General features: G+C 43.2%; 14 protein-coding genes. 11 read left to right on the top strand and 3 right to left on the bottom strand.

Annotated features, from left to right (window positions below):
• The first annotated feature begins 178 nt into the window (after positions 1-178).
• The 7 genes from AC58QT_RS04780 (at position 179) to AC58QT_RS04750 (ending at position 7,939) form a co-directional block, all read left to right on the top strand.
• Positions 179-1,951 (top strand): sensor histidine kinase, encoded by a 1,773-nt coding sequence (locus tag AC58QT_RS04780; RefSeq protein WP_497407922.1) that lies wholly within the window; start codon positions 179-181, stop codon positions 1,949-1,951.
• A 14-nt stretch (positions 1,952-1,965) separates the two neighbouring features.
• Positions 1,966-3,024 (top strand): response regulator, encoded by a 1,059-nt coding sequence (locus AC58QT_RS04775; RefSeq protein WP_497407921.1) that lies wholly within the window; start codon positions 1,966-1,968, stop codon positions 3,022-3,024.
• Positions 3,025-3,152: 128 nt separating this feature from the next.
• A complete protein-coding gene (locus tag AC58QT_RS04770; protein ID WP_497407920.1) occupies positions 3,153-4,901 on the top strand; it encodes an extracellular solute-binding protein in 1,749 nt (582 codons plus the stop codon).
• 84 nt (positions 4,902-4,985) lie between these two features.
• Positions 4,986-5,876, top strand: coding sequence for an ABC transporter permease (locus AC58QT_RS04765; protein WP_497407919.1), 891 nt, complete (start codon positions 4,986-4,988; stop codon positions 5,874-5,876).
• 14 nt (positions 5,877-5,890) lie between these two features.
• On the top strand, positions 5,891-6,778 hold the full coding sequence (locus tag AC58QT_RS04760; RefSeq protein ID WP_497407918.1) for a carbohydrate ABC transporter permease: 888 nt from the start codon (positions 5,891-5,893) through the stop codon (positions 6,776-6,778).
• A 192-nt stretch (positions 6,779-6,970) separates the two neighbouring features.
• Complete coding sequence (locus AC58QT_RS04755; protein WP_497407917.1) at positions 6,971-7,609, top strand: GOLPH3/VPS74 family protein; 639 nt, start codon at positions 6,971-6,973, stop codon at positions 7,607-7,609.
• A 33-nt stretch (positions 7,610-7,642) separates the two neighbouring features.
• Positions 7,643-7,939: a MerR family transcriptional regulator gene (locus AC58QT_RS04750; RefSeq protein WP_497407916.1), complete on the top strand. Its 297-nt coding sequence runs from the start codon at positions 7,643-7,645 to the stop codon at positions 7,937-7,939.
• Between the two features lie 56 nt (positions 7,940-7,995).
• Here the strand turns inward: AC58QT_RS04750 and AC58QT_RS04745 are convergent, their stop codons facing one another.
• The gene (locus AC58QT_RS04745; RefSeq protein ID WP_497407915.1) at positions 7,996-8,844 is read right to left on the bottom strand and encodes an AraC family transcriptional regulator; all 849 of its coding nucleotides are present in this window, start codon (positions 8,842-8,844) and stop codon (positions 7,996-7,998) included.
• Between the two features lie 210 nt (positions 8,845-9,054).
• Between AC58QT_RS04745 and AC58QT_RS04740 the strand changes: the two genes are divergently transcribed.
• On the top strand, positions 9,055-10,011 hold the full coding sequence (locus AC58QT_RS04740; RefSeq protein ID WP_497407914.1) for a dihydrodipicolinate synthase family protein: 957 nt from the start codon (positions 9,055-9,057) through the stop codon (positions 10,009-10,011).
• A 114-nt stretch (positions 10,012-10,125) separates the two neighbouring features.
• Here AC58QT_RS04740 and AC58QT_RS04735 read toward each other — a convergent pair whose 3' ends face one another.
• Positions 10,126-10,590 (bottom strand): hypothetical protein, encoded by a 465-nt coding sequence (locus AC58QT_RS04735; protein ID WP_497407913.1) that lies wholly within the window; start codon positions 10,588-10,590, stop codon positions 10,126-10,128.
• A gap of 236 nt (positions 10,591-10,826) precedes the next feature.
• Between AC58QT_RS04735 and AC58QT_RS04730 the strand changes: the two genes are divergently transcribed.
• Positions 10,827-11,042: a hypothetical protein gene (locus AC58QT_RS04730; protein WP_497407912.1), complete on the top strand. Its 216-nt coding sequence runs from the start codon at positions 10,827-10,829 to the stop codon at positions 11,040-11,042.
• 197 nt (positions 11,043-11,239) lie between these two features.
• Here the strand turns inward: AC58QT_RS04730 and pdxR are convergent, their stop codons facing one another.
• Complete coding sequence (gene pdxR, locus AC58QT_RS04725) at positions 11,240-12,676, bottom strand: MocR-like pyridoxine biosynthesis transcription factor PdxR (RefSeq protein WP_497407911.1); 1,437 nt, start codon at positions 12,674-12,676, stop codon at positions 11,240-11,242.
• A gap of 534 nt (positions 12,677-13,210) precedes the next feature.
• Here pdxR and AC58QT_RS04720 point away from each other — a divergent pair.
• The gene (locus AC58QT_RS04720; protein ID WP_497407910.1) at positions 13,211-13,627 is read left to right on the top strand and encodes a hypothetical protein; all 417 of its coding nucleotides are present in this window, start codon (positions 13,211-13,213) and stop codon (positions 13,625-13,627) included.
• Positions 13,628-13,744: 117 nt separating this feature from the next.
• Positions 13,745-22,093 carry a glycoside hydrolase family 94 protein gene (locus AC58QT_RS04715; RefSeq protein ID WP_497407909.1) on the top strand — a complete coding sequence of 2,783 codons (8,349 nt, stop codon included), beginning with the start codon at positions 13,745-13,747 and terminating at the stop codon, positions 22,091-22,093.
• Positions 22,094-22,322 lie beyond the last annotated feature (229 nt).

The following is a 22,322-nucleotide window of genomic DNA, read 5'->3' as shown; positions in this document are numbered from 1 at the left end:
ATATAACATTAACAAATGAAGAGCTGCCGCCGAGGCAGCTCTTCATCCCTTTTGCACATGATTCACAAAGGCACAGAAGGAGAAATTCAATCCACATCGAATACTCATAACGTAAAACTTTAAGGAAGTATTTGGAGAATTAACTTACTAAAGGTAGTTCAACTATGGGGTGGTGAATGTGCGCAGCATTACATTGATCAATACTTTGACCTTGAAAGTTATTCGTAGTAAGACAGGTTTTGCTAGATTATTGCGTAACCCTTTCGGTACTTCTTCACTCAGGAAACGAATTGTTGTTACGCTCATTTCGAGTTTTCTGGGATGTTCCATTTTAATGGCGTCTGTCTCGTACAATGCGATTAACACGATGCAGCAAAACAAGATTAAAACGAATATGGCCTTCGATTTATACCAGCAATCTATGAAACTCACGCAGGTTTACTATAATCTGCTACAAGTCACTCAACAAATGACACCTCAAGGTAATGTCGGCAACCTCATGGATACGTATTTCTCCACTGACGATCTCTACAAACGACTTCAGCTCTCCCTAAGTGTATCGAACAATATCGGACTGATTTCCTTTTCAAACCCTGCAATGGAGTTGGTGATGTACTATAATCCCGAGGACAAGCACCCGCTTTATTCTAATTTACCGTTACGTGAAGATTTTACCTTGCAATCCTTACCTATTGTAGCTGGCAACGAGAGCATCAATTACCAATCGCCACATTTGTCCCTATGCAGATTCAGCGATGATCAAGTCGTGTCGGTGACACGCGAAATTACTTTTTCCGATGGAACGAAGCAAGTGATTTATGTCGAAGCCAAGTCCGATCTCGCGACGGACATTAGTAAGCTTTCATCCAGTCTAAATTTACCGTATGTACTGGTTTTGAGTGATCAAGAGAAGCAAATTAAATACAGCAGTGATCCAAGTGTGTTTACAGTCGGTCAAAACTTGGTACTTGGCGGGAGTTCGGGTATAAGCGAGGGATATATATGGGATCAATTAGTGAGTGATTATGGTTATCATATCGCCCTTATGCTGCCTGTAGAGAGCTATAACCACGAATTTTACACTTGGAAAAATCATATGTTGATAATATTGGGAATCGCTCTAATCATCCTTTTATCCATCGCGTTACTGCTGCTGCGACTGATCAACAGACCGCTCCGCGTGTTCGAAACGGAAATGGTAGCACTCGGAAGAGGGCACATGGATGCGATGCAGTATCGTACTGGCATTTCTGAGTTTGACAAGCTCTTTGATCAATTTAATAAAATGAAGCAACAGATTCAACAATTAATTATTGATGTTGAACATAAAGAGAAACGGCGTCATCAGTTGGAAATAGAGAAACTGGCTTATCAAATAAATCCGCATTTTTTGATGAATACGCTAAATTCGGTACGTTGGCTAGCCGTCATGCACCGGCAGCCTGAAATCGACAAGTTCGTATCGACATTGATTTTTTTGCTTAGCTACAATTTAGGGAAAACTCAGGAAACAGCGACACTCCGAACCGAAACACAAGTTATGCGCGCTTATCTTGATCTTCAGCAAAAGCGATACGATTTTCAAGTGAATTTGGATATTCCGGAAGGTGATTATCTCGATAGTCCTGTCGCTCGTTTTATTCTTCAACCTCTCGTAGAGAACGCCGTTTGTCATGGCCTTGATGATCAAGGCAAGCTGGAAGTGCGAATTGCTCCTTACGAAATAGCTGGAATCATCAAAATCATCATTCGCGATGATGGCAAAGGACTTAGCGAAGAGACACTTGCCTTGTTGCAACGTGAAACGCCTGATCAACAGCAGGGAGGGAGGGGGATCGGCCTGCGATATGTACGATCTATGTTGGAATCGTTTTATGGAGATAGAGCCCGTCTACAGATTGACAGCACTCCGAACCAAGGTACAACGGTAATCATGTATCTCCCCTATTGAAAGGAGAAACTGATATGATTCGAGTATTAATTGTCGATGACGATAAACTCGCGCGAAAAGGACTTATTTCCATCATGCCATGGTCCGAGCATGGCATGACCGTAGCTGGGGAAGCTGCAAATGGCGCGAAAGCATTGGAATTTCTAGACCAGCATACGGTGGATCTGATGTTTGTCGATATTTCCATGCCCGTGATGTCAGGGATCGAATTGATACAGGCAGCACGTATCAAACACCCGACTTTGCGTTCTGTGATGTTAACGTTTCATGAAGATTTTGAAACTGTTCAATCCGCTTACCGATTGGGGGTTCTCGATTATATTTCTAAAGTACGACTAGAGCTAGAGGATGACCAACAAATTCTCAAACGAATCCGTCTTAAATTAGCTGACGAATTTCCACAGCACATATCGGTTACTGGGGCCACGACTTCATTGTTAATCCAAAATGATAGCGTAGAGGATGAGCAATGGCGCAAGCTCGAACACGATTGGCACTCCCTTTACTGGCTATATAATGAGGCTATATTCCAGCATTTATGCACGCAAACGATTGCGATGAATCGTTCAGTTCGTAGGCTTGAAGCGCTATTTATGCGTGTAATCTCACAAGTAGAGATCGCCGCTAAGCTCGACACGGGGTTCTGGTCTGAAATCGACGACATCCGGTCAGCTGTGGAATGGATTCGCCGATATCGGATGCTCATCTATACGCAAGTGACGAAGTCAACTGATTTATCGAAAACGATGATCTGCATGCTCAAGGCCGTCCAATTTATTCGCGAACATACAGCGGACACGTTACATGCAGAGAATGTTGCCGAGCATGTGAATATGAGTCGCAGTTATTTTTGTCAGTGTTTTAAAAAATTAACTGGAACCACTTTCAACGATTATCTCCGGCAAGAACGAATCCGTGCTGCAGAGCGGCTTTTATCTGAAACGAATCGGCCAGTGACATGGATTGCCCATGCAGTTGGGTATGGTGACGCAAAATACTTCTCGCAAATATTTTACGAGCAGACGCGGCTGCTTCCAACCGAATTTCGGGCACAGCGTCACAGAGAGATTTGATCACTTAACATCTAACAAATACCCCCCCTGCGAGCATGCGTTCACTTTAAACGCGATACATCCTTCGGACTTTTTCTATAAACCTTCCATGTATAATTGGGATGAAAAGATACAAGGGAGGGATTAAGTTGAAAAGAAAACTTGTAAGCGTACTCCTGACGACATTTCTAGTTTCAAGCATGGCAGCTTGTACGTCTCCAAATGAAACAAAAGAAACGAAGACGCCTTCAACATCAGATGTGAAAGCTTCTGCATCACCTGAAGTGAAAGCGCCTTCAAGTACAACCGCAACACAAACTAGTGATGATGTAGCATTTTCCAAATTTCCATCTCCGGTCGATGTTCATATTGGCATGGTTGTGGATCCAACAGACAAAACGTTGCCGCAAGGTGATAGTGTAGGAAACAATCAATATACACGTTATCTGAAAGAAAAGTACAACATCAATATTATCGTGGATTGGACGGCAGCAACTGGTAATGATTATAAGCAAAAAGTGAGTCTCTCTATTGCATCCGGCAAACTGCCAGACGGCATGGTTGTAGACGACAGGTCCTTTATGACGAAAGCGGCCAGTTCAGGATTACTGTACGATATCACCGATTCGTTTAACCAGTATGCCTCTTCGCAAGTCAAGGAAATTATGGCTAGTACACAAGGACGTGCGTTGGAAAACGCAAGTTACAAAGGTAAAATGACATCACTGCCTAATATCACCGTGGATACAGATGGTGTTCACATCATGTGGATTCGCAAAGATTGGCTCGATAAACTAAATATGCCGGTGCCCAAGACAGTGGGAGACGTTGAGAAAACAGCGAAAGCCTTCATTGACAACAAATTGGGCGGAGACAAAACAATCGGCATTGCAGGACCTTCAAAAAATACGTTCCCATACGCAACCTTCCTCGTTTCTTCCAACAACATGGGTGGTTTTGATCCGTTATTCGGTGCTTTAGATGCCTATCCAGGCTACTGGCTAGATAATGGTAACGGTTCGGTTACCTATGGAACAACGACAGACAATACCAAGAAAACATTGGCTTTACTAGCTGATTGGTACAAAAAGGGACTCATTGACCCAGAGGTTGGTACCCGTGACAACGTAGGGGATCCGATCAATGCCAACAAGGCGGGAATCTTCTTTGGTCCGTGGTGGAATGGCGGTTACGGAAACGGGGATTCCTTCAAAAACGATCCGAATGCCAACTGGCAGGCCTATCCTGTTTATACGGATGACGGGAAATGGAACACTCATATGAAAACGACAGGCAGTACGTATACGCTCATCAGTAAGAACGCGAAGCCAGATGTTGTCAAAGCGATTCTCATCATGAATAACGCGCTTGTACGCGATGAAGCCACATTCAACCTATCCGTTGCTGTGTCTTGGTATCCGCTGCGTAACGTCATGGCTGCGGCAAATGAAACGGAGTATGAATATACCGAGCTTCTTAAAGTCCTGAACGGGCAAAAGAAACCAGAAGATTACAATGTGCCGAACAGCCTGTATAAACTGATGTACGCAGATGCAAAGAAGGTACAAAGCGTAGTTAAACCGCCGTACGATAACTTGAACGTCAGCAACTTTGATAAGACCAACTTCGGCGATTTCCAACGTCTCTATTCACTGCTGATTGGCGACCGTGCATTCTCAACGATCCCGATCAATAAAAAAGTGTTCAGTGTAACCTATAACCAAACAGCGACAATGGAGACCAAATGGGCGAACTTGAAAAAGATGGAAGATGAGACTGTTCTAAAAATCATCCTTGGCCAAACGCCAATCGATTCGTTTGATAAGTTTGTTAAAGATTGGAAGGCACAGGGTGGGGATCAGATCTCAGCGGAAGTTGCGGATCTCCTTAAGAAATAACTTGTCTATACTTGTAAAAGGCGTTGGCAGACTCAACGCCTTTTGCAAATTTCAATATGGCTGTTGAGATGGGGGACAACCGTTATGAGGAAAATGGGTTTTCAAAAGCATTATTACTTCATGCTGCTTCCAGGCATGATTTGGCTTATTATGTTCAGTATTGTACCGATGTTCGGCATCGTGATGGCATTTCAAAATTATAATCCCGGAGTGGGAATACTCGGTTCCGAGTGGGTTGGGTTGGAAAATTTCAGATATATGTTTCAATTAAATGACAGCAAATCGGTCATTATGAACACCATTATTATCGCTGTGGGCAAAATTGTATTCAATTTAATAATTCCCTTGGTATTTGCGATTCTACTCAATGAGCTTACCAACTTGCGATATAAAAAGTTTGTTCAGACCATCGTTTATTTACCTCATTTTTTATCATGGGTTATTATGGCGACGATCGTTATTGGCATTTTCGGGTATTACGGTGTTGTCAACACCGTCATTCAAATGTTCGGGGGAGATCCCAAGCTTTTTATGGCAGATGCAAGTATATTTCGTCAATTGGTTATCGGCACCGATGTGTGGAAAGAGTTCGGGTACAATGCCATTATTTATCTTGCAGCACTGACTGGCGTCAACATGAATTTATATGAAGCGGCTGCGATCGATGGAGCTAATCGGTGGCAGATGATTAGGAATATAACACTTCCGGCGCTTACGACAACCGTCGTACTGCTGGGCGTTCTGAGCCTTGGCAACGTGCTAAATGCAGGTTTCGATCAGGTATACAATCTCTATAATCCACTTGTCTACTCCACAGGTGATATTTTAGATACATGGGTTTATCGGCTTGGCTTGCAGAATCTGCAATTCTCACTGGCAACAACTGCAGGTTTGTTCAAATCGGTCATCAGCTTCTTGCTCATCGTTATCTCATACCGGTTAGCGTACAGATATGCAGATTATACCGTATTTTAAAAGGAGGCATTGCAATGGTAAGAAATATTACGTTAGGTTCGCGTACTTTCGAGATTGTCAATGTGGCTCTCCTAGGATTGTTGCTAATTAGCTGCGTATACCCGTTATGGTATACCTTTTGTGTGTCCATCTCCGATAAATCAGCTGCAAACGCAGGGTTGGTCACACTCTATCCCATTGGTTTTTCATTAGCCTCCTACAAAGAGATCATAAACGATGGACTTTTCTTAAATTCCTTCTGGATTTCAATCCAACGAACCGTGTTAGGTACGGCATTCTCCATGTTAATTAGTATTCTGATGGCCTATCCTCTGGCCAGATCTAAGAGAGAATTTAAAGCACGCAATACGTTTATGTGGATCCTAGTTTTTTGTATGGTATTCAATGGTGGTCTAATTCCATGGTATCTCACGATCCAGAATTATGGTTTAATCAACTCCATCTGGGCACTAGTGCTTGGCGGTGGTGTTCCAATATTTAATGTAATTTTGATTATGAATTTTTTTCGGAATCTCCCTAAAGAACTTAGCGAAGCGGCAATTGTAGACGGTGCAGGCCCTTGGGCCACTTTGTTTCGGATCTATATTCCATGTTCTATCCCTGTCTTAGCAGCAGTAGCGCTGTTTATCAGTGTCTATCACTGGAATGAGTTCTTTAACGGTCTGGTGCTGATGAATACATCTGATAAATATCCGCTGCAAACCTATATTCAGCAGTTGGTTGTTAACATCCCTGTTGGAACCAACTTGACACCAGAACAATATAAAAAGCTCTCTGAGTTATCCAACAGGACACTCAATGCTGCCAAGGTCTTTATTGCCATGGTGCCAATGCTTATCGTGTATCCATTCCTTCAAAAATATTTCGTATCCGGCATCATGCTGGGTGCAGTGAAGGAATAACAGGAAAGAAACGCTGATGATAACTAAAAATTTCCATACCAACAGGTTACCGTAATTAACGGTAGCCTGTTTACGTATGTCAAATTAAAAATTGATGAATAAACCCTTTGACTTTTTGTATTTGAGACATTAAAGTAAGTAGTAAGTAGTAAGTAGTAAGTAAAAATGATTGAAAGGATGGTTGATATTACCATGTTGCACAATTTATCAGTCCCCGAAGAGTTTACTTTATTAGCGTTAGATCGTGAGACGAATAAAATAAAGGCCATTTTTCGCATGAATATTGCCTTGTATACGGTAATGGCTTGTTTCGTGGAACTTTCTTTGAATGGTAATGTTATTTTTGAAGGTGATGAGACAGTCAAAATTTCAAACTCAGAATCAACAGGTGAAAAGTATCTGGACAAATTACTCGACATTATTGCTGCTGAAAAACCAAAGAAACTAAAAAAGTGGGTATCATATTTTTACTATAATCAAAGAGACATTTATAAAATGGTTTTAGAAAGCCTTGTAGATAAAGGAGTAATGAAGATTGAAAATACGGAGATTTTATTTGTTGTTCCAGCAAAAAAATATACAGATGTCGCACATGCACGGAAACACATCGTCGAGAAAATTCGAGCTGAGTTATTAGAAGATGGTAATGTAGAAGAACATACCGTCGCTTTAGTGCTATTTTTACACAGTAAAAGTATGCTTACCGATTATTTTTCGGATTACGAACAAAAAACGTTAAAACAAAGACTAGCGATATTTCGCAAAGGGGACCTTTATAAAAAAATTAGAACGGTTGATATTGCTATCCAAAATCTTGAATCTGGCATGTAGCTTGGAGCAGTGCAGCAACGTAGGGGTGAAAATATGGGGAGAAAACGAAGTTTAGAAACAATATTATCATCAGAATATGTAAGTATTAGCGAATTGGTTGAACTTTCTGGCGTTCGATACAGTACCATCAAATATTACACCGAAGAGGATATGATCTCATTTCAGCAAGAGGATACTAGACTGACAAGAAGATACCCGCGTGTATTAGCCTTACAACGGCTTGAGCAAATTCGTCTAATGAAAGAAGAAGAAGGGTTGACTATCAAACAAATTAAAGAAAAATTACTTCATGATGGTCTTATAAATCGCGAAAAGCCTTCGGCCCAATAAGGGCTATGAAGGCTTTTTTTGTAGTGACTCTGAAGCATCGATAACAAATATCGCATCTAGCGAAGACTCCGATAACTGCCTGGTGTGGTGCCTTTCATCTTTTTGAATATGCGGAAAAACGTTTGGAATGAGCCGAAACCTGATTCGATGGCAACATCAAATACGGGCAATTCCGTGGTTTTCAGCAGGGAGCAGGCATGTCGCACACGCAATTCTTGAATAAATTGGGCGAATCCAATGCCCAGTCTTTCTTTAATCATCTCACTAACTTGCACAGGATTCAGCTTGAACTCGTGACCAAGCGAGACAAGGGAAAGGGGCTGCAAATAATGATCATACACATAACGAATAATTTCCCAACGGTCTGTTTTCTTTATTTTTGAAACCGGTTTCTCAACATGGGTAGATTTTCGGCGCAATCGGTCGAACCGCGTTAGCGCTTCCAAAATATTCGCCTGAATGAGAAGCTGCTTCCACATTTTATTGTCGTTATACTCAGTTAACATATTCTGAAATGAAGCCTTAATAAGTTCAAGATCGGTCCCTTCGGATTGAACGTAAGGCGATAAACCTTCATCGTTAAAAACAAGTTGAAATAAACCGAGTTCGGCCTCCCGACATGCAAAAATTAAGGTCATGTCGAAGTTACAGATAATCATTTTCAATGGATTCTTAGGATCCGCCTGGATGCTATGGAATTGATAGGGCAGAAGTAATACGACAGTGCCCGACTTCATCGTATGCGCATGACCGTTAATCCACTCCGTACCTTCACCTTCTAATACGAATAGTAATTCAATGAAATCGTGCCGATGCATAGGGACATCTGTGTGTTGTTTCTCTTTTATATAAAAAGGAAAATCGCTATGCATATTTGGATATTCAAATAAGTATTGCGGCAGCATGAAGCACGCTCCTTTTAATTCTATATGTTCCATTATACGTGATAGCAAACATCAACAATAGAACTGGGAAGCCCTAATTCGGCTGATACTTAAAAATTGAGAGTATTCCCTTGAAAATTGGCATCGTTCTGTTCACAGTTTCCCTTATGATCGAGGTATAGATGCACATTATAAGAGGGAACGAATTGTCCCAAGAAGAGGAATAGACGAATGAAACCAATGAACGCAGACGAAATTATCGGCAATTACGCAACACTACTGTTGCCAATTAATGAGGACGATTCTATTGATTATGTAAGGTTACAGGAAGAAATTGATTACCTAATCGCCTCAGGCGTCAGTGGGATTTATTCCAATGGGACTGCTGGGGAGTTCCATACACAATCCGAAGAGGAGTTTGTTCGCGTGAACGAGATGCTGGCTGAGGCTTGTCAGAAGGCGGAGTTGCCATTCCAAGTCGGTGCGAGCCATATGAGCCCTCAGTTGTCACTTGCAAGAATCAAGCGCGCGGTGGAATGGAAGCCGAGTGCGATTCAGATCATTCTGGCCGATTGGTTCCCTCTTAAGGACGATGAGATTCTAGCGTGTTTGAAAAGGTTCGCTGAGGCGGCGAATCCAATCGGAATTGTGGTCTATAATCCTCCACATGCGAAGCGAATCATTCCACCGGAGCTGTATGCGCGCATTCATACGGAAATACCCGAAGTCGTCGGGATTAAAGTCGCCGGTGGTGATGATCGTTGGTACAATGCGATGAATACGCATGCCAAAGGAATTTCAATCTTCGTACCAGGGCATTTCTTAGCATCTGGCTATGCGCGTGGAGCGCATGGGGCTTATTCCAATGTAGCCTGCCTAAGCCCGATTGGCGCTCAACGCTGGTACGAGCGGATGAGAACGGATCTGCCTGGAGCAATCGAACAAGAACAACGTATTGTACAATTTATGACACAGTATATTACTCCCTATATCACGGAGCAAGGCTATTGTAATGCAGCATGCGACAAGCTACTTTCAGCTATTGGCGGATGGTCGAGCGTAGGTACGCGACTACGCTGGCCATATCGATGGATCCCGGCCTCAGAAGCGGATCGGTTGCGGCCTCTAGCGCAAGAACTCATACCAGAGATGTTCGAGTGTTTCATTTTCCCAACTACGACGTGTTAATTGAAGGGGAGCATCTAATACCGGCAATTTAACGCTTGGACATGGGGTAGAGGGCACGTATCCGACGCAAGCAAGAGAATGGACACATCGCAAAACAAGTGGAGGCACCACACTTTAATGCTTTTTGTTTTCTTTTAGCAGCTGCAGTCTTTCTTCTGGATTGAGTTTAGGACAGGTCGTGCAGTAATCTTCTGTCCCACCTCCAGAATCAATTTGATAAGCTAAGCAACAGTATGGCCGTAAATAGAAGTGTGAGCCGTGCCATTCCGGATGCTTGAATATGTGAAGCTTAACTGCAAATCGATTATCGTTTCCTGGTTCAAACAAGAGCATTTGATCTCTTTGGATAATTTCCAAACGGTTCTTCGTTCGCCAGTGCTTTTGATCCTCAACAAGCCGAGAATAGAGTTGCCGCACATTGTGTGAGACCAGTGCCCACATCACTTTGACGTTAGCACCTGTTTGAGAAGCTATGGCTTGAAAAAGTAGATCCGTATGACTTTGCAAACTTTTCATATATTCTCTAAATTGAAGATCACGTTCTTGTGTACCAAACGCTGGTAGCAAAGATTCTTCCATGATTAATGTCTCATATGCCATAGCTCCGCCTTGCGTCAAACTTTGTGTTCTTCCAAAGAGGGCTTGCTTTCAGGTTTTTCAAATAATCGTTGGCGTTAGGATCCGTCTCTAGTAAAACATAATCCGCTTTGCGAAATTGGATGGTATAAATTGAACGCAACTGGTTGATGAGTTGAAGAAGCATTTCATTTATAATTCGATTGAGATTGGGTAAAGAAAAAGAAAGGTGGTTTCATATGAATTCATCACTGTATTATGTAATATTTTCCATTATTTTATTATTCGGTTTAGTTACTACTCTCATTATTGGTTTTTCGCGTAAAAATCGTGAAGGGGATCAAACATATTTTCAAAAAACGGGTGTGAAATGGGTCAGACTTACTGCTTTTTATGTGATTTCAATTGCTGCAGGAATATTAGCCCTAATCGCATTTATTTGGTACTCTTTTTAATAATTAAGAGACAACGTCTTCGCATAAGTCGAATTCGTTGTCTTTTTTAAGTGATGCTAGTTGATCAAGTAAAGAGATTGAGAGTAGGGGTTAATAATTACGATGAAGCAAATAAATATGACAATTTGGTTTTAGGCGCGAATATCCTACAAGATGGCTCTATATAGGGAACATTCAAAATAAAACACATTTGTTCTTCATTCAATCAACTGACGTAATACAAGAGCAAATCTTGATATTCCAAGTACAATCTCCTCCGGCTTCGTTCTGGCGAATGTAAACCGCACATAACCCAAATCGGAACCATAAACACTTCCGGGTACAAAGACAATCCCTTTTTTAATGGATTCTTCTAACAATTTACTTTCTGAAATATTCGGTATCAATTTGCACCATAGATGCAATCCGCCTTTTGGAATCACGTATTCGATTAGACCTGAAAGCTCTTTTTCTATCGATTGAATGAGTAAATCCCGCTTAAATTGTAGCCCTATACGTAATCGCTCTAAATGTGGACCTAAATAGGATGACTGAAAAAATTGTCCGACGACCTGCTGTGGAATAATGCTCAATCCGAAATCCATCTGTTGTCTAGCATCGGCTAGCCGTTCCACAATGGCGTGAGGTGCTACCATCCATCCGATTCGTAAACCAGAAGCTGCAATCTTGGAGAATGAGCCAATATATAGAACCGAACCCGTAGTATCCATTGATTTGAGAGGCTGAGGAGGGACGCCTTCATACGATGTTAAGCTAAATGGATCATCTTCTACAACGGGGATTCCTAATTCAGAAACGATATCAAGAAGTTGTTTGCGTCTTTCATTACTTAGTAATGTTCCAGTTGGATTCTGGTAATTTGGATTCAAGAACACCATCTTTATACGGTGTTTTTTATATAATGCGCGAATATCTTCAGGCTGTACGCCATGATTGTCGACCGGTAAGCGGAACAAACGCAGCCCAGCCGATTGAAACATAGGAAGCGAATAGCAATAGGATGGATCTTCAATTGCAACTGCATCGCCCGGAGACAGAATACACTGTGCGATTAAAAATAATGATTGCTGAGATCCCGAAGTGATGAGAATTGAGGATGCCGTTGTTCGGATACCTCTATATGTATTCAGATATTCTACTAAAGCCTCTCTTAATGGCATCGAACCTTGGGGGTTATCGTAACCCAAATAAGATGTATAGGCATTTTCACGCATTAACGCAGTGATTTCATCAGTTGGAGCTAAATCAGCCGATAATTCACCGCTTGCAAAATCGATCAGTGATGGATTTTGAGCTAGTGCTTCACGGATCCTTCTCAAAAATGCTGGGTTAGGAAGAAAGTTACTTCCTTCGGCAAACCGACTCCAGTTTGGAGTATTCTTCGGAGTAGCTCCCCATTTGGAGGTACTTACTCGAGTCCCGCTGCCTGTGCGGCTTTCAATAATACCCATGGATCGAAGTTCCGCGAATGCTGAAATGACAGTGCTACGATTCACATCAAATTGTTCAGCAAGTTTCCGTTCAGATGGTAGCAAACTGCCCGGAGGGAACTCTCCACACGAGATTCTTTGCTCGAGATGGTCGGCAATTTGCTCGTAAAGAGCTATATGACTTTTGCGATCAGGTTTCCACATCTTCAAATCCCCTTGAATATTCTATCGAACCAGTTAAATTTACTATTTATAATACCACTAATCTATGAAAAGTAACCGATTTTTCCATCTTTATCGTTGGACATGAAGTGAGTGTCAATTGTAGAAGTATCGATAGTGGATGGCAGTAATAACTGAGTAATTGGTTGGTTACATTCGTCCTCAATAATTTTAAGATATTTATGAGTAGTACGGTTGGTGTCATAACCTATTTGAGAGGAGATGGACGAATGGCAGCATTGATTTCTTTTATTTTGCTTTGTATAGCGCTTGTATCAAGTCCTTTGCTTATCGCTATAGGAGGCGCTATTCTAATCAGGGAAGATGAACTAAATAGTCCCTAATGGATGGACGTTTGATAAACCTAGGTATTAAGGATGAGGCTTGCATATACTGCGGCCTCTTTATTTTCGCTTCAGCACCACTAGTTAAAATAATAAATTGATTTTGAGAAGCTAATACTACTATCGCGATAGTAACGGTTATTCGATAAGCAAGTGAGAGGAGAGATTAATCATGTTACATTATTACTTTTCTGAGAAAGCTCATATTTTTTGGGATGATGTGATTGAATCTGTCGTCATTCGATGGAGTTATTTGGCTCATGAGGAAGATTTTTGCCTCCCCCTTAATAAATTAGTTGAACTTGCAGCGTTAAAAAAAGCGAAAAAAGCATTTTTCGATGAAAGCCATAGTCTGTTTATAGCCAAGGAGACACAATGGTTGTCTGACGAATGGTTTCCTAAATTATTAGACGCTGGCATAGAAATTATAGCTATCGTCTTTCCAGAGAAAACAGTTCCTAATATCAACGTAGGACAATCTATTGAAAAGAAAGATGCAACTGAATTGCTTTATCGTGAATTCGATAATATTCACAGTGCAGTCAACTGGTTATCATCCGTACCGATAGGGTGCGTTAATAACCAATAGATAAATTTTACTAATGATATTATACAAAACTGGGGATAATTTGAATGTCCCGGAATTCTCGTTATACCGGACGACAGTAAGACAAGAAATTGTATAAACTGATCTCCGGAGGGGCCAATGGTAAATCATACAGATAAAATTTGTCAAAGAGCGCGAGAACTTGCCTTACAGCATACGCCAACGTTAGTGCGAGTCCAACCCAAATACATATGGAATCAATTTGAGAAAAACATAGAGAGTTTAAGGGATTTTGTTATATCGTTGCAAAACAGTCCTGCGAGTTGTGCCTTACCAGCGGAAGAATGGCTTCTTGATAATGCTGAATTTATTGAGGAACAAGCAATAGAAGTAAAAGCTAATCTTACCAACCGCTCTTTTGATTACTTACCTTCTTTACAAAAGAAGGGTATGTTTCGAATCCAGAGTCTTTGTGAGGATTATTTGGAACAAGTTGACGGTACAATGGATGAGGAAACCCTTGTATCCTATATGAACGCATATCAAGAAGTATCGGCGTTGAAACTTGCTGAAGTCTGTTCCATTTCACTCATACTAAGGATGTCTTTAATTGGAAGGCTATCTGAAACGATGGCACTTGTACGGGAACGTCGGGAGGTTTGCGTACAAGTCGAGCAGTTACTTTCAAAAATAGAACCTACCAAGTTAAATCCAGAGACGATTAACGCAGTCTTAGAAGAAGCAGAGCAAAAATTACCGCTATCAGGTCCATGGATCGTTCATTTAATTAGTCACTTGCGGGAGTGGGCAGAGGATTCAGGGACAGTACGGGAATGGTTAGTTTGCAAATTAGAGAATAGTTCTATTGATCTGGACCGCATTGTATCGTACGAGCATCAGCTTCAATCCTCCTTTCAGGTTAGGGCAGGTAATTTAATCAGCAGCTTGCGAAAAAATGAGCGTATGGATTGGAATAGCTTATTTGAACGCATTAGCTTGTTAGATCAAACGCTTCGTCAAGATAGTACGAATGACTATTCGCTTCTTGATTCTTATAGCAGGAATGAAATCCTGAATCAAGTTGAAAAATTAGCACACCGTATGCGCATACCCGAAAATTTGATTGCCACACATGCAGTAGCTCTTTCGAAGGAAGAGCATGAACAGTGGAGTGAAAAAAAAGGGCAGGCAACTGACTTACCACGATCGACGTTTGTGGCCTATTTTTTATTTGAACGAGCGGGAATCAAGAAGTTAGAGAATGCCTTGCGTTTATGCAGCAAAACTAGACCATTACGTGGAACAGGTATTGCCAAAAGATCGACTGGTACCTATTTATCTCTGTTAATCGGACTGTTCATGCTTGTACTTATTGCCTTTGGTACTTGGATTGGCGGAACTCGAGGATTTACACCGGTAGGGTGGGTAGTTGTTTTACTTATGCTTTCCCTTCCTGTAAGCGAATGGGTCATTACTTGGCTCCACTTTGGCATTGAACGAATGATACGCCCTCGGCCCTTGCTGCGTTATGATTTTTCAAACAGCGTACCTTCCACTGCAACCACGATGGTCGTCATTCCTGCCATATGGTCGACTACAGAAGAAGTAGAAGAGCTTGTTGATCGTCTGGAAATTCATTATTTAGCTAACCGCGATCCAAACATACATTACGCTCTTTTGGGAGATTTTACTGATGCTGCTGAGGAAACACTTCATAAAGACGAAGCGCTTGTTACTTTTACCAAAGAAAAAATGGCTACACTCAATCGGATGTATGCGATCCCAGAAGGAACCACCTTTCATTATTTTCAGCGCCGCAGAAAGTGGAATCCTGCTGAGGAAGTTTTCATGGGATGGGAACGAAAGCGCGGGAAATTAGTGGAATTCGTCGAGTTGATGAAAGGGAGTAAGGTGACGAGTTTCGACTCTCTGATAGGTGATACGGAAAATCTACGGTCATTTCGCTACATAATAACCTTGGACTCGGATACACAGCTTCCGATGGGAAGCGCACAGAGGATGATTGGCACGCTGCATCTTCCTTACAACAGACCACGCTTAAATCAAGCGCGAACGAGGGTCATTGAAGGATACGGAGTCCTGCAGCCTCGGATTGGAACTAGTTATGAGTCAGCTATGCAATCGAGGCTTGCCTACATTTGTTCGGAGCCAGGATTGGACCCGTATGCCTTTGCCGCTTCAGATCCTTACCAGGATGCAATGGAGCAGGGGATTTTTACAGGAAAAGGTATTTTTGATGTGGATATATTTGCAGAGCTTCTATGCGAACGTATTCCTGAAAATACAGTGCTTAGCCACGATTTGCTTGAAGGAGGCTTTCTGCGGGCAGCTCTACTGTCGGATGTTGAACTGATCGATCACCACCCGTCAAAGTTCCTAGCCTATCAACAGCGCTTGCACAGGTGGGTCCGAGGAGATTGGCAGCTGCTCTGTTGGCTTTTCTCTCATGTTTGCGACCGTCGCGGAACATTAAGACCCGTAGATCTGTCCGCTATTACACGTTGGCAAGTGATCGATAATTTGCGCCGCAGCTTACTTCCAATTGCTTATTTAATACTATTGGCACTTGGTTTAACTGTTCTGCCTGGATCCTCGATAGGTTGGTTTTCTTTCATTCTCGTAACCATGCTATTACCGATCATCCGGCAACTTGTTCACATAAAGACCGTCATTTCGCATCCACGTAGGATAGTGTCTACGGTTTTACACGTGCTAATGAATATCGTAACTTTACCATTTCAATGTGCGGTTCTTCTAGATGCGATCTGTAAGTCCCTATACAGACTGTTGATTAGCAAACGTCATATGCTTGAATGGACAAGTTCTTCTCAAATTGAACGAAATGCGAAGGGGAAACCACAGGCGTTGCTTCTAGGAGCACGTGTCGGATATGGATTAATTATTCTCTTTGTGATCGTTGTAGCGCTGCAGCAGGAGACTTCACTAAGATGGATAGGTTTCACGCTCTGTTTAATTTGGGCTGGAGCTCCTTTCGCTGTACGCTGGCTGGATCAACCCATTGCACATAACGAGCTGCAGTTCACCCCAGTGGAAGAAGACCAAATGCGTGTGTTGGCTAAACAAATTTGGGCATTTTATGAGGATTATGCGGGGCCTCAAGATCACTTTCTACCACCGGATAATGTGCAAATGGATCCTCCAAATGGCGTTGCGCATCGCACGTCTCCAACCAATATTGGCTTCTTGTTGACAGCTGCCTTAGCTGCTCGGGACTTCGGATTTATTAATACTCCCGAGCTTGTGGAGCGTTTAGAACGGACTGTGGGCACCGTCGAAAAGTTAGACAAATGGAACGGGCATCTATATAACTGGTACGATACCATTTCCCTTGATGTACTGCCGCCGGCCTATGTCTCAACAGTGGATTCGGGGAATTTCGTGGCAAGCTTGATGACAGTTAAGCAAGGATTAGCCCATTGGCTAAAGATTGATTTCACACGTGGCAAAAATCCATTTCCGTCAATTATTGCAGGCAATTCGGGCTTACAAGTTGAGTTTTCCGCTGAGCTCGATCAGACAAGTCCTGAAGAAGTGACATACATCGGACAAGAAGATCCTTATGTTTTTAACGAAGTGAAGCAAGATAAGAACTCATCACCCGAAATAGCCTCTAGTGATTGGCTAGAGCTCGGCAACAAGCTGATCGATCGTCTAGAGACATTGATCATGGCTACCGACTTCAGACCGCTTTATGATTATAAGGCCAAACTGTTCGTACTGGGTTTTCATGCGTCTTCGAACCAGCGGGATAACATTCTCTATGATCTCTTAGCTTCCGAGGCTAGACAGACAAGCTTTGTTGCGATTGCACTAGGGCAAATATCTGTATCCCATTGGAATGCGCTCGGTCGAACGGTAAAAAGGCAAGGGAATCAGATTTCTCTGGTTTCATGGTCCGGTACAATGTTTGAATACTTGATGCCTGGGCTGATTATGCGCACCTATCGGAACACGATCTGGGAGAGTACGTATCGAGGTGTCGTGAACCGACAAATTGAATATGCGCACGAGCGGGGTGTCCCTTTCGGTATCTCAGAATCCGGTTATTACGCGTTTGATTACCAAATGAATTACCAATACCGAGCTTTCGGTGTTCCAGGCCTAGGTTTCAAACGCGGTCTTGAGCAAGATTTGGTTCTGGCGCCGTATGCGACAGTCATGGCACTTCCTTTTGCCCTGCGTGAAGGCTTGAAGGATTTGCAACAAATGGAGAACCTAGGTGCGCGCGGACAATATGGCTTTTACGAGGCCATTGATTATACCCCGGGACGTATGCCGGAAGGGGATACTTACAAGATCATTCGAAGTTTTATGGCGCATCATCAAGGAATGAGTTTACTGACGCTTGCCAATGTATTGCTGCCGAGTAAAATGGTTGATCATTTTCATCGCGATAAACGTGTGCAGGCTGCTGAACTTTTGTTACAAGAGCGGATTCCACCGCGGAATACAATAATAAATCGTGAATTATCCGGTCAGTCACGAATCGAAAAACCGAAACCGGCTCATATAGCTCCTCTACGGGAATATGACTCTGCCAATACGGCAGTACCGGAAGTAAATATCCATTCGAACGGGACACTTACCACGATGATTTCTAATAGCGGCAGCGGATTCATACGGTTTGAAGGCATGGATGTAACCCGCTGGCGGGAAGACCCAGTGACGGACAACTGGGGAAGTTATATGTATATTCGGGATGTCATATCGGATAAAGTGTGGTCTCCGACTTTTCAACCATGTCGCTTGCCGTCAAATAAGCAACTTACGCAGTTCGCACAAGATCGTTCTACGTTCTTATGTGAAGATGGGGATGTGCACACGACTCTTGAAATCTGTGTATCGCCTGAGTCGAACTCAGAAGTTCGTCGTTTAACGATTGTCAATAAGGGGAGTGAAGCTCGGACGCTTGAGGTGACGACGTTTCTCGAAATCGCATTAGCACCTCATAATGCGGATAAAGCGCATCCAGCGTTTACTAAACTATTTATTGAAACACAATTTGAAGCAGGGGCAGAATGCCTGCTCGCCCGTAAACGTCCTCGAGATGCTGGAGAGAAATCCGTATGGGCGTACCACATATTAACAGCTGGCGGCAGGTCACTTGGGCCGGTAGAATTTGAAACCGATCGTACACGGTTTATTGGTAGGGGATATACGTTATCAAGACCTAAGGGAATTACAACCCGACTTGGCAGCACGGTTGGGTCGGTGGCGGATCCTGCATTTATCATGCGTCGGCGATTAACGCTACAGGCTGGTGAACAAGTTGAATTGACAGCTCTAACTGGCGTAACAGAGTCGAAGGAACAAGCAATAGATATTGTGCAGCAGTTGTCTCAGAAACAACAAATCGAACGATCTTTTCAGCTTGCTTGGACGAGGAGTCAAATTGAAGTTCAGCATTTACATATATCTATTGCTGATCTAGCTGTTTTTCAATTGCTTGCGGGTTGTACGTTATACGCGGCACCCTTACACCCAGAGCGGGAGAGTAGTATTGCTGTTAACGAAAAGGGACAGCAGGGATTGTGGGCTAATGGGATATCAGGTGACTTGCCCATCGTCATAGTACGGGTTTCAGATGCAGTCAATCTTTCATTTATTAACAAGCTAATCATTGGCTATGAGTACTTGCGCCATAACAGGCTGTTCATCGATCTTGTGATACTGAATGAATCGGTCGAAGGATATCAGCAGGATTTGCAGGAAGCTCTTCGGCGCATGGTCGAACAAATCATTAGCGGACAAGGATCAGGGCAAGGGGGCGTTCACGTGCTGCCCGTCACTCAATTAGCAGATGGCGACAAGTCATTGTTGTATGCAATATCCCGTATTGTGCTGCGAGCGGACGGTCCAAGTCTAAAGGCGCAATTAAAAGCATCTATTCCGAGCTACACTTCGGATGAGACAATTCCGATAACTGCACCACCAAACCGCTTTGCTCCTGCAAAGGCTGTTGAAACGAATGATCTCCTCTTCTTCAACGGTTGGGGAGGTTTTACGGCAGATGGACGCGAGTACCACATCGTTCTTAAAAACGGTAATTACCTGCCGTCACCATGGATAAACGTCATGGCTAACCCGAAATTCGGATGTATAACATCGGAACTGTACACAGGGTATACATGGTGGCGCAACAGCCGCGAATGTAAATTGACGCCATGGTCAAACGATCCCTCCATCGATCAACCAGGTGAAGTATGTTATTTACGGGACGAAGAAAGCATGGAGTATTGGTCGTTGACTCCAGCTCGCGAGCAAGTGACTTCCAACTATAAGGTTGTATATGGCCGAGGGTATACGCGCTATCAACATGAGAGTCATGGTCTTCAACAAGACATGACCGTTTTCGTTCCCCTTGAAGATCCCATTAAAGTAATCAAATTACGATTGCACAACACAACGTCCGAACAGCGGAAAATATCGGTTACTTATTATGCGGAATGGGTACTTGGTGTGCATCGTGAAGGGAATGCTTCTTTCATCGTCTCGGAATGGGATTCAGAGAATGAAGTACTAATGGCACGAAATACGTATCAAGAGAATTTCCGCGACGCAACCGCGTTTTTAGCGATTCATCCGCAAATGGAAGCATCGGCAGAGTGGGAGAAGGGAAACCATCAGGAGGCTGTTAGCACCAATAGGGACATGACATGGACATCGGATCGCTTGGAGTTTATTGGCCGGAACGGCAGTATAGACCATCCTTCTGTCATGAACCGACTTCATTTGTCAGGCACAACAGGGCCATCCTATGAGGGCTGTGGAGCAATTCAATCCAAATTCGTAATTAAGCCTAATTCTGAACAAATTGTTTACATCCTACTAGGCTGTGAGGATTCTCGTGACACCGCGGCTGAGCTTACACAGAAGTATCGTCAAACTCATGTTTGCGATCAGGCATACGAGGATGTGATCAAGTTTTGGGACGATGAAATGAGTACGATTAAGGTCTCTACACCTAGTCCTGAGATGGATATCATGTTGAATAACTGGCTGCTATACCAGACACTTTCATGCCGGATGTGGGCACGTTCTGCATTTTATCAAGCTGGTGGGGCTTACGGCTTCCGGGATCAACTGCAGGATTCACTAGCGTTGCTCCATAGTCGTCCTGACCTCACAAGAGCGCAAATTTTACTGCATGCCAGCCACCAGTATGAAGAAGGCGATGTTCAACATTGGTGGCATGAGGAAACGCACCGCGGTATCCGTACTCGCTTTTCTGATGATTTGTTGTGGCTACCCTATGCTGTGGTCAGGTACATGGAACATACCGAAGATGAGAGCATATTGAACGAAACCGTTCCGTATCTGCGAAGCGAACCATTAAGTGAAAAGGAACATGAACGCTATGAGCCGACCGTGTTGTCCGAGCAAAGTGGTACGATCTTAGATCACTGCTTACGAGCACTCGACCGAGGTTTACGGTTTGGTGAGCATGGGCTGCCGCTTATGGGAATAGGAGACTGGAACGATGGGATGAGTCGTGTTGGCGCTGAAGGACGAGGCGAAAGCGTGTGGCTCGGCTGGTTCTTGGGTCTTGTTTTACATGGAATGGCTCATTTATGTGAACAACGCAATGAGCACGAGCGGGCAGAAAATTACAGGCGGATACAGGACAAACTGGCAGATTCACTTAACGAAAAAGGGTGGGACGGCCAATGGTTCCGACGAGCGTTCACCGATTCAGGCGAATGGCTTGGTTCCATCCATAATGCGGAGTGTCGAATTGATGCAATCGCACAATCATGGTCCGTCATTTCAGGTTTGTCGCAGGCAGACAAAGCTTTGCAGGCTATGCGTTCATTTGATCGTGAACTTGTAGATCGAAGCTTGTCGGTAGCGCATATTCTATACCCACCGTTTGATCAAACGGATCCAAGTCCAGGTTACATTCAGGGTTATCCTCCGGGGATTCGTGAGAACGGAGGTCAATACACACACGGTGTAATCTGGAGCATTATTGCTTGGTGTGGGCTTGGTGATGGAGACAAAGCTTTTGAACTATTCCACATGCTGAACCCGATCATGCATACGAAAACGTCATCTGAAGTTCGAAAATATGTGGGTGAGCCTTATGTCATGTCTGCCGACGTGTATACAGAGGAGCCTCATAAAGGTCGTGCTGGATGGACGTGGTATACAGGTGCGTCAGGTTGGATGTACCAAGCCGGCATTGAATGGATTCTCGGTCTGCGCCGTAGAGGAGCACGGTTGTTCATCTGCCCAAGTATACCAAAAGAATGGCCGGAGTTCGCGGTAATCTACCGTTTTGGAAAATCTGAGTACCACATTACTGTCACAAATTCATTACAAAAGTCCGTTGGACATACAACGTTATCGATTGATGGAAAGGCAGCTGATATGAAAGAGTTCACTACCGAGGAAGGTCCTTTCATCCTATTACATGACGATAGTGAAATCCACCAAATCGTACTGTCACTACCAAAATTACAATGATGCCTCCGGCATTGAGACTGCAGCGGCTTAAAGCAAACGGGAAACTCGTTGTGGAATTAATAAGAAAATCTTCACGAAACATTTTTTGAAACTTTCTTCAGGAGGTCCTGTATAAATGAAATCAGTTCTTGACTCGCATTGTGGTATGCGGTTAAGAACTGATTTTTTGTGTTGTAATGAAAGTTGGCAGTCTGGTAGGGAAGTTAGAGGGGGAACCGAGGTTAGTTGT

The organism is Paenibacillus sp. J31R109 (assembly GCF_059692055.1).
This window is presented reverse-complemented; position numbering and strand designations above follow the sequence as displayed.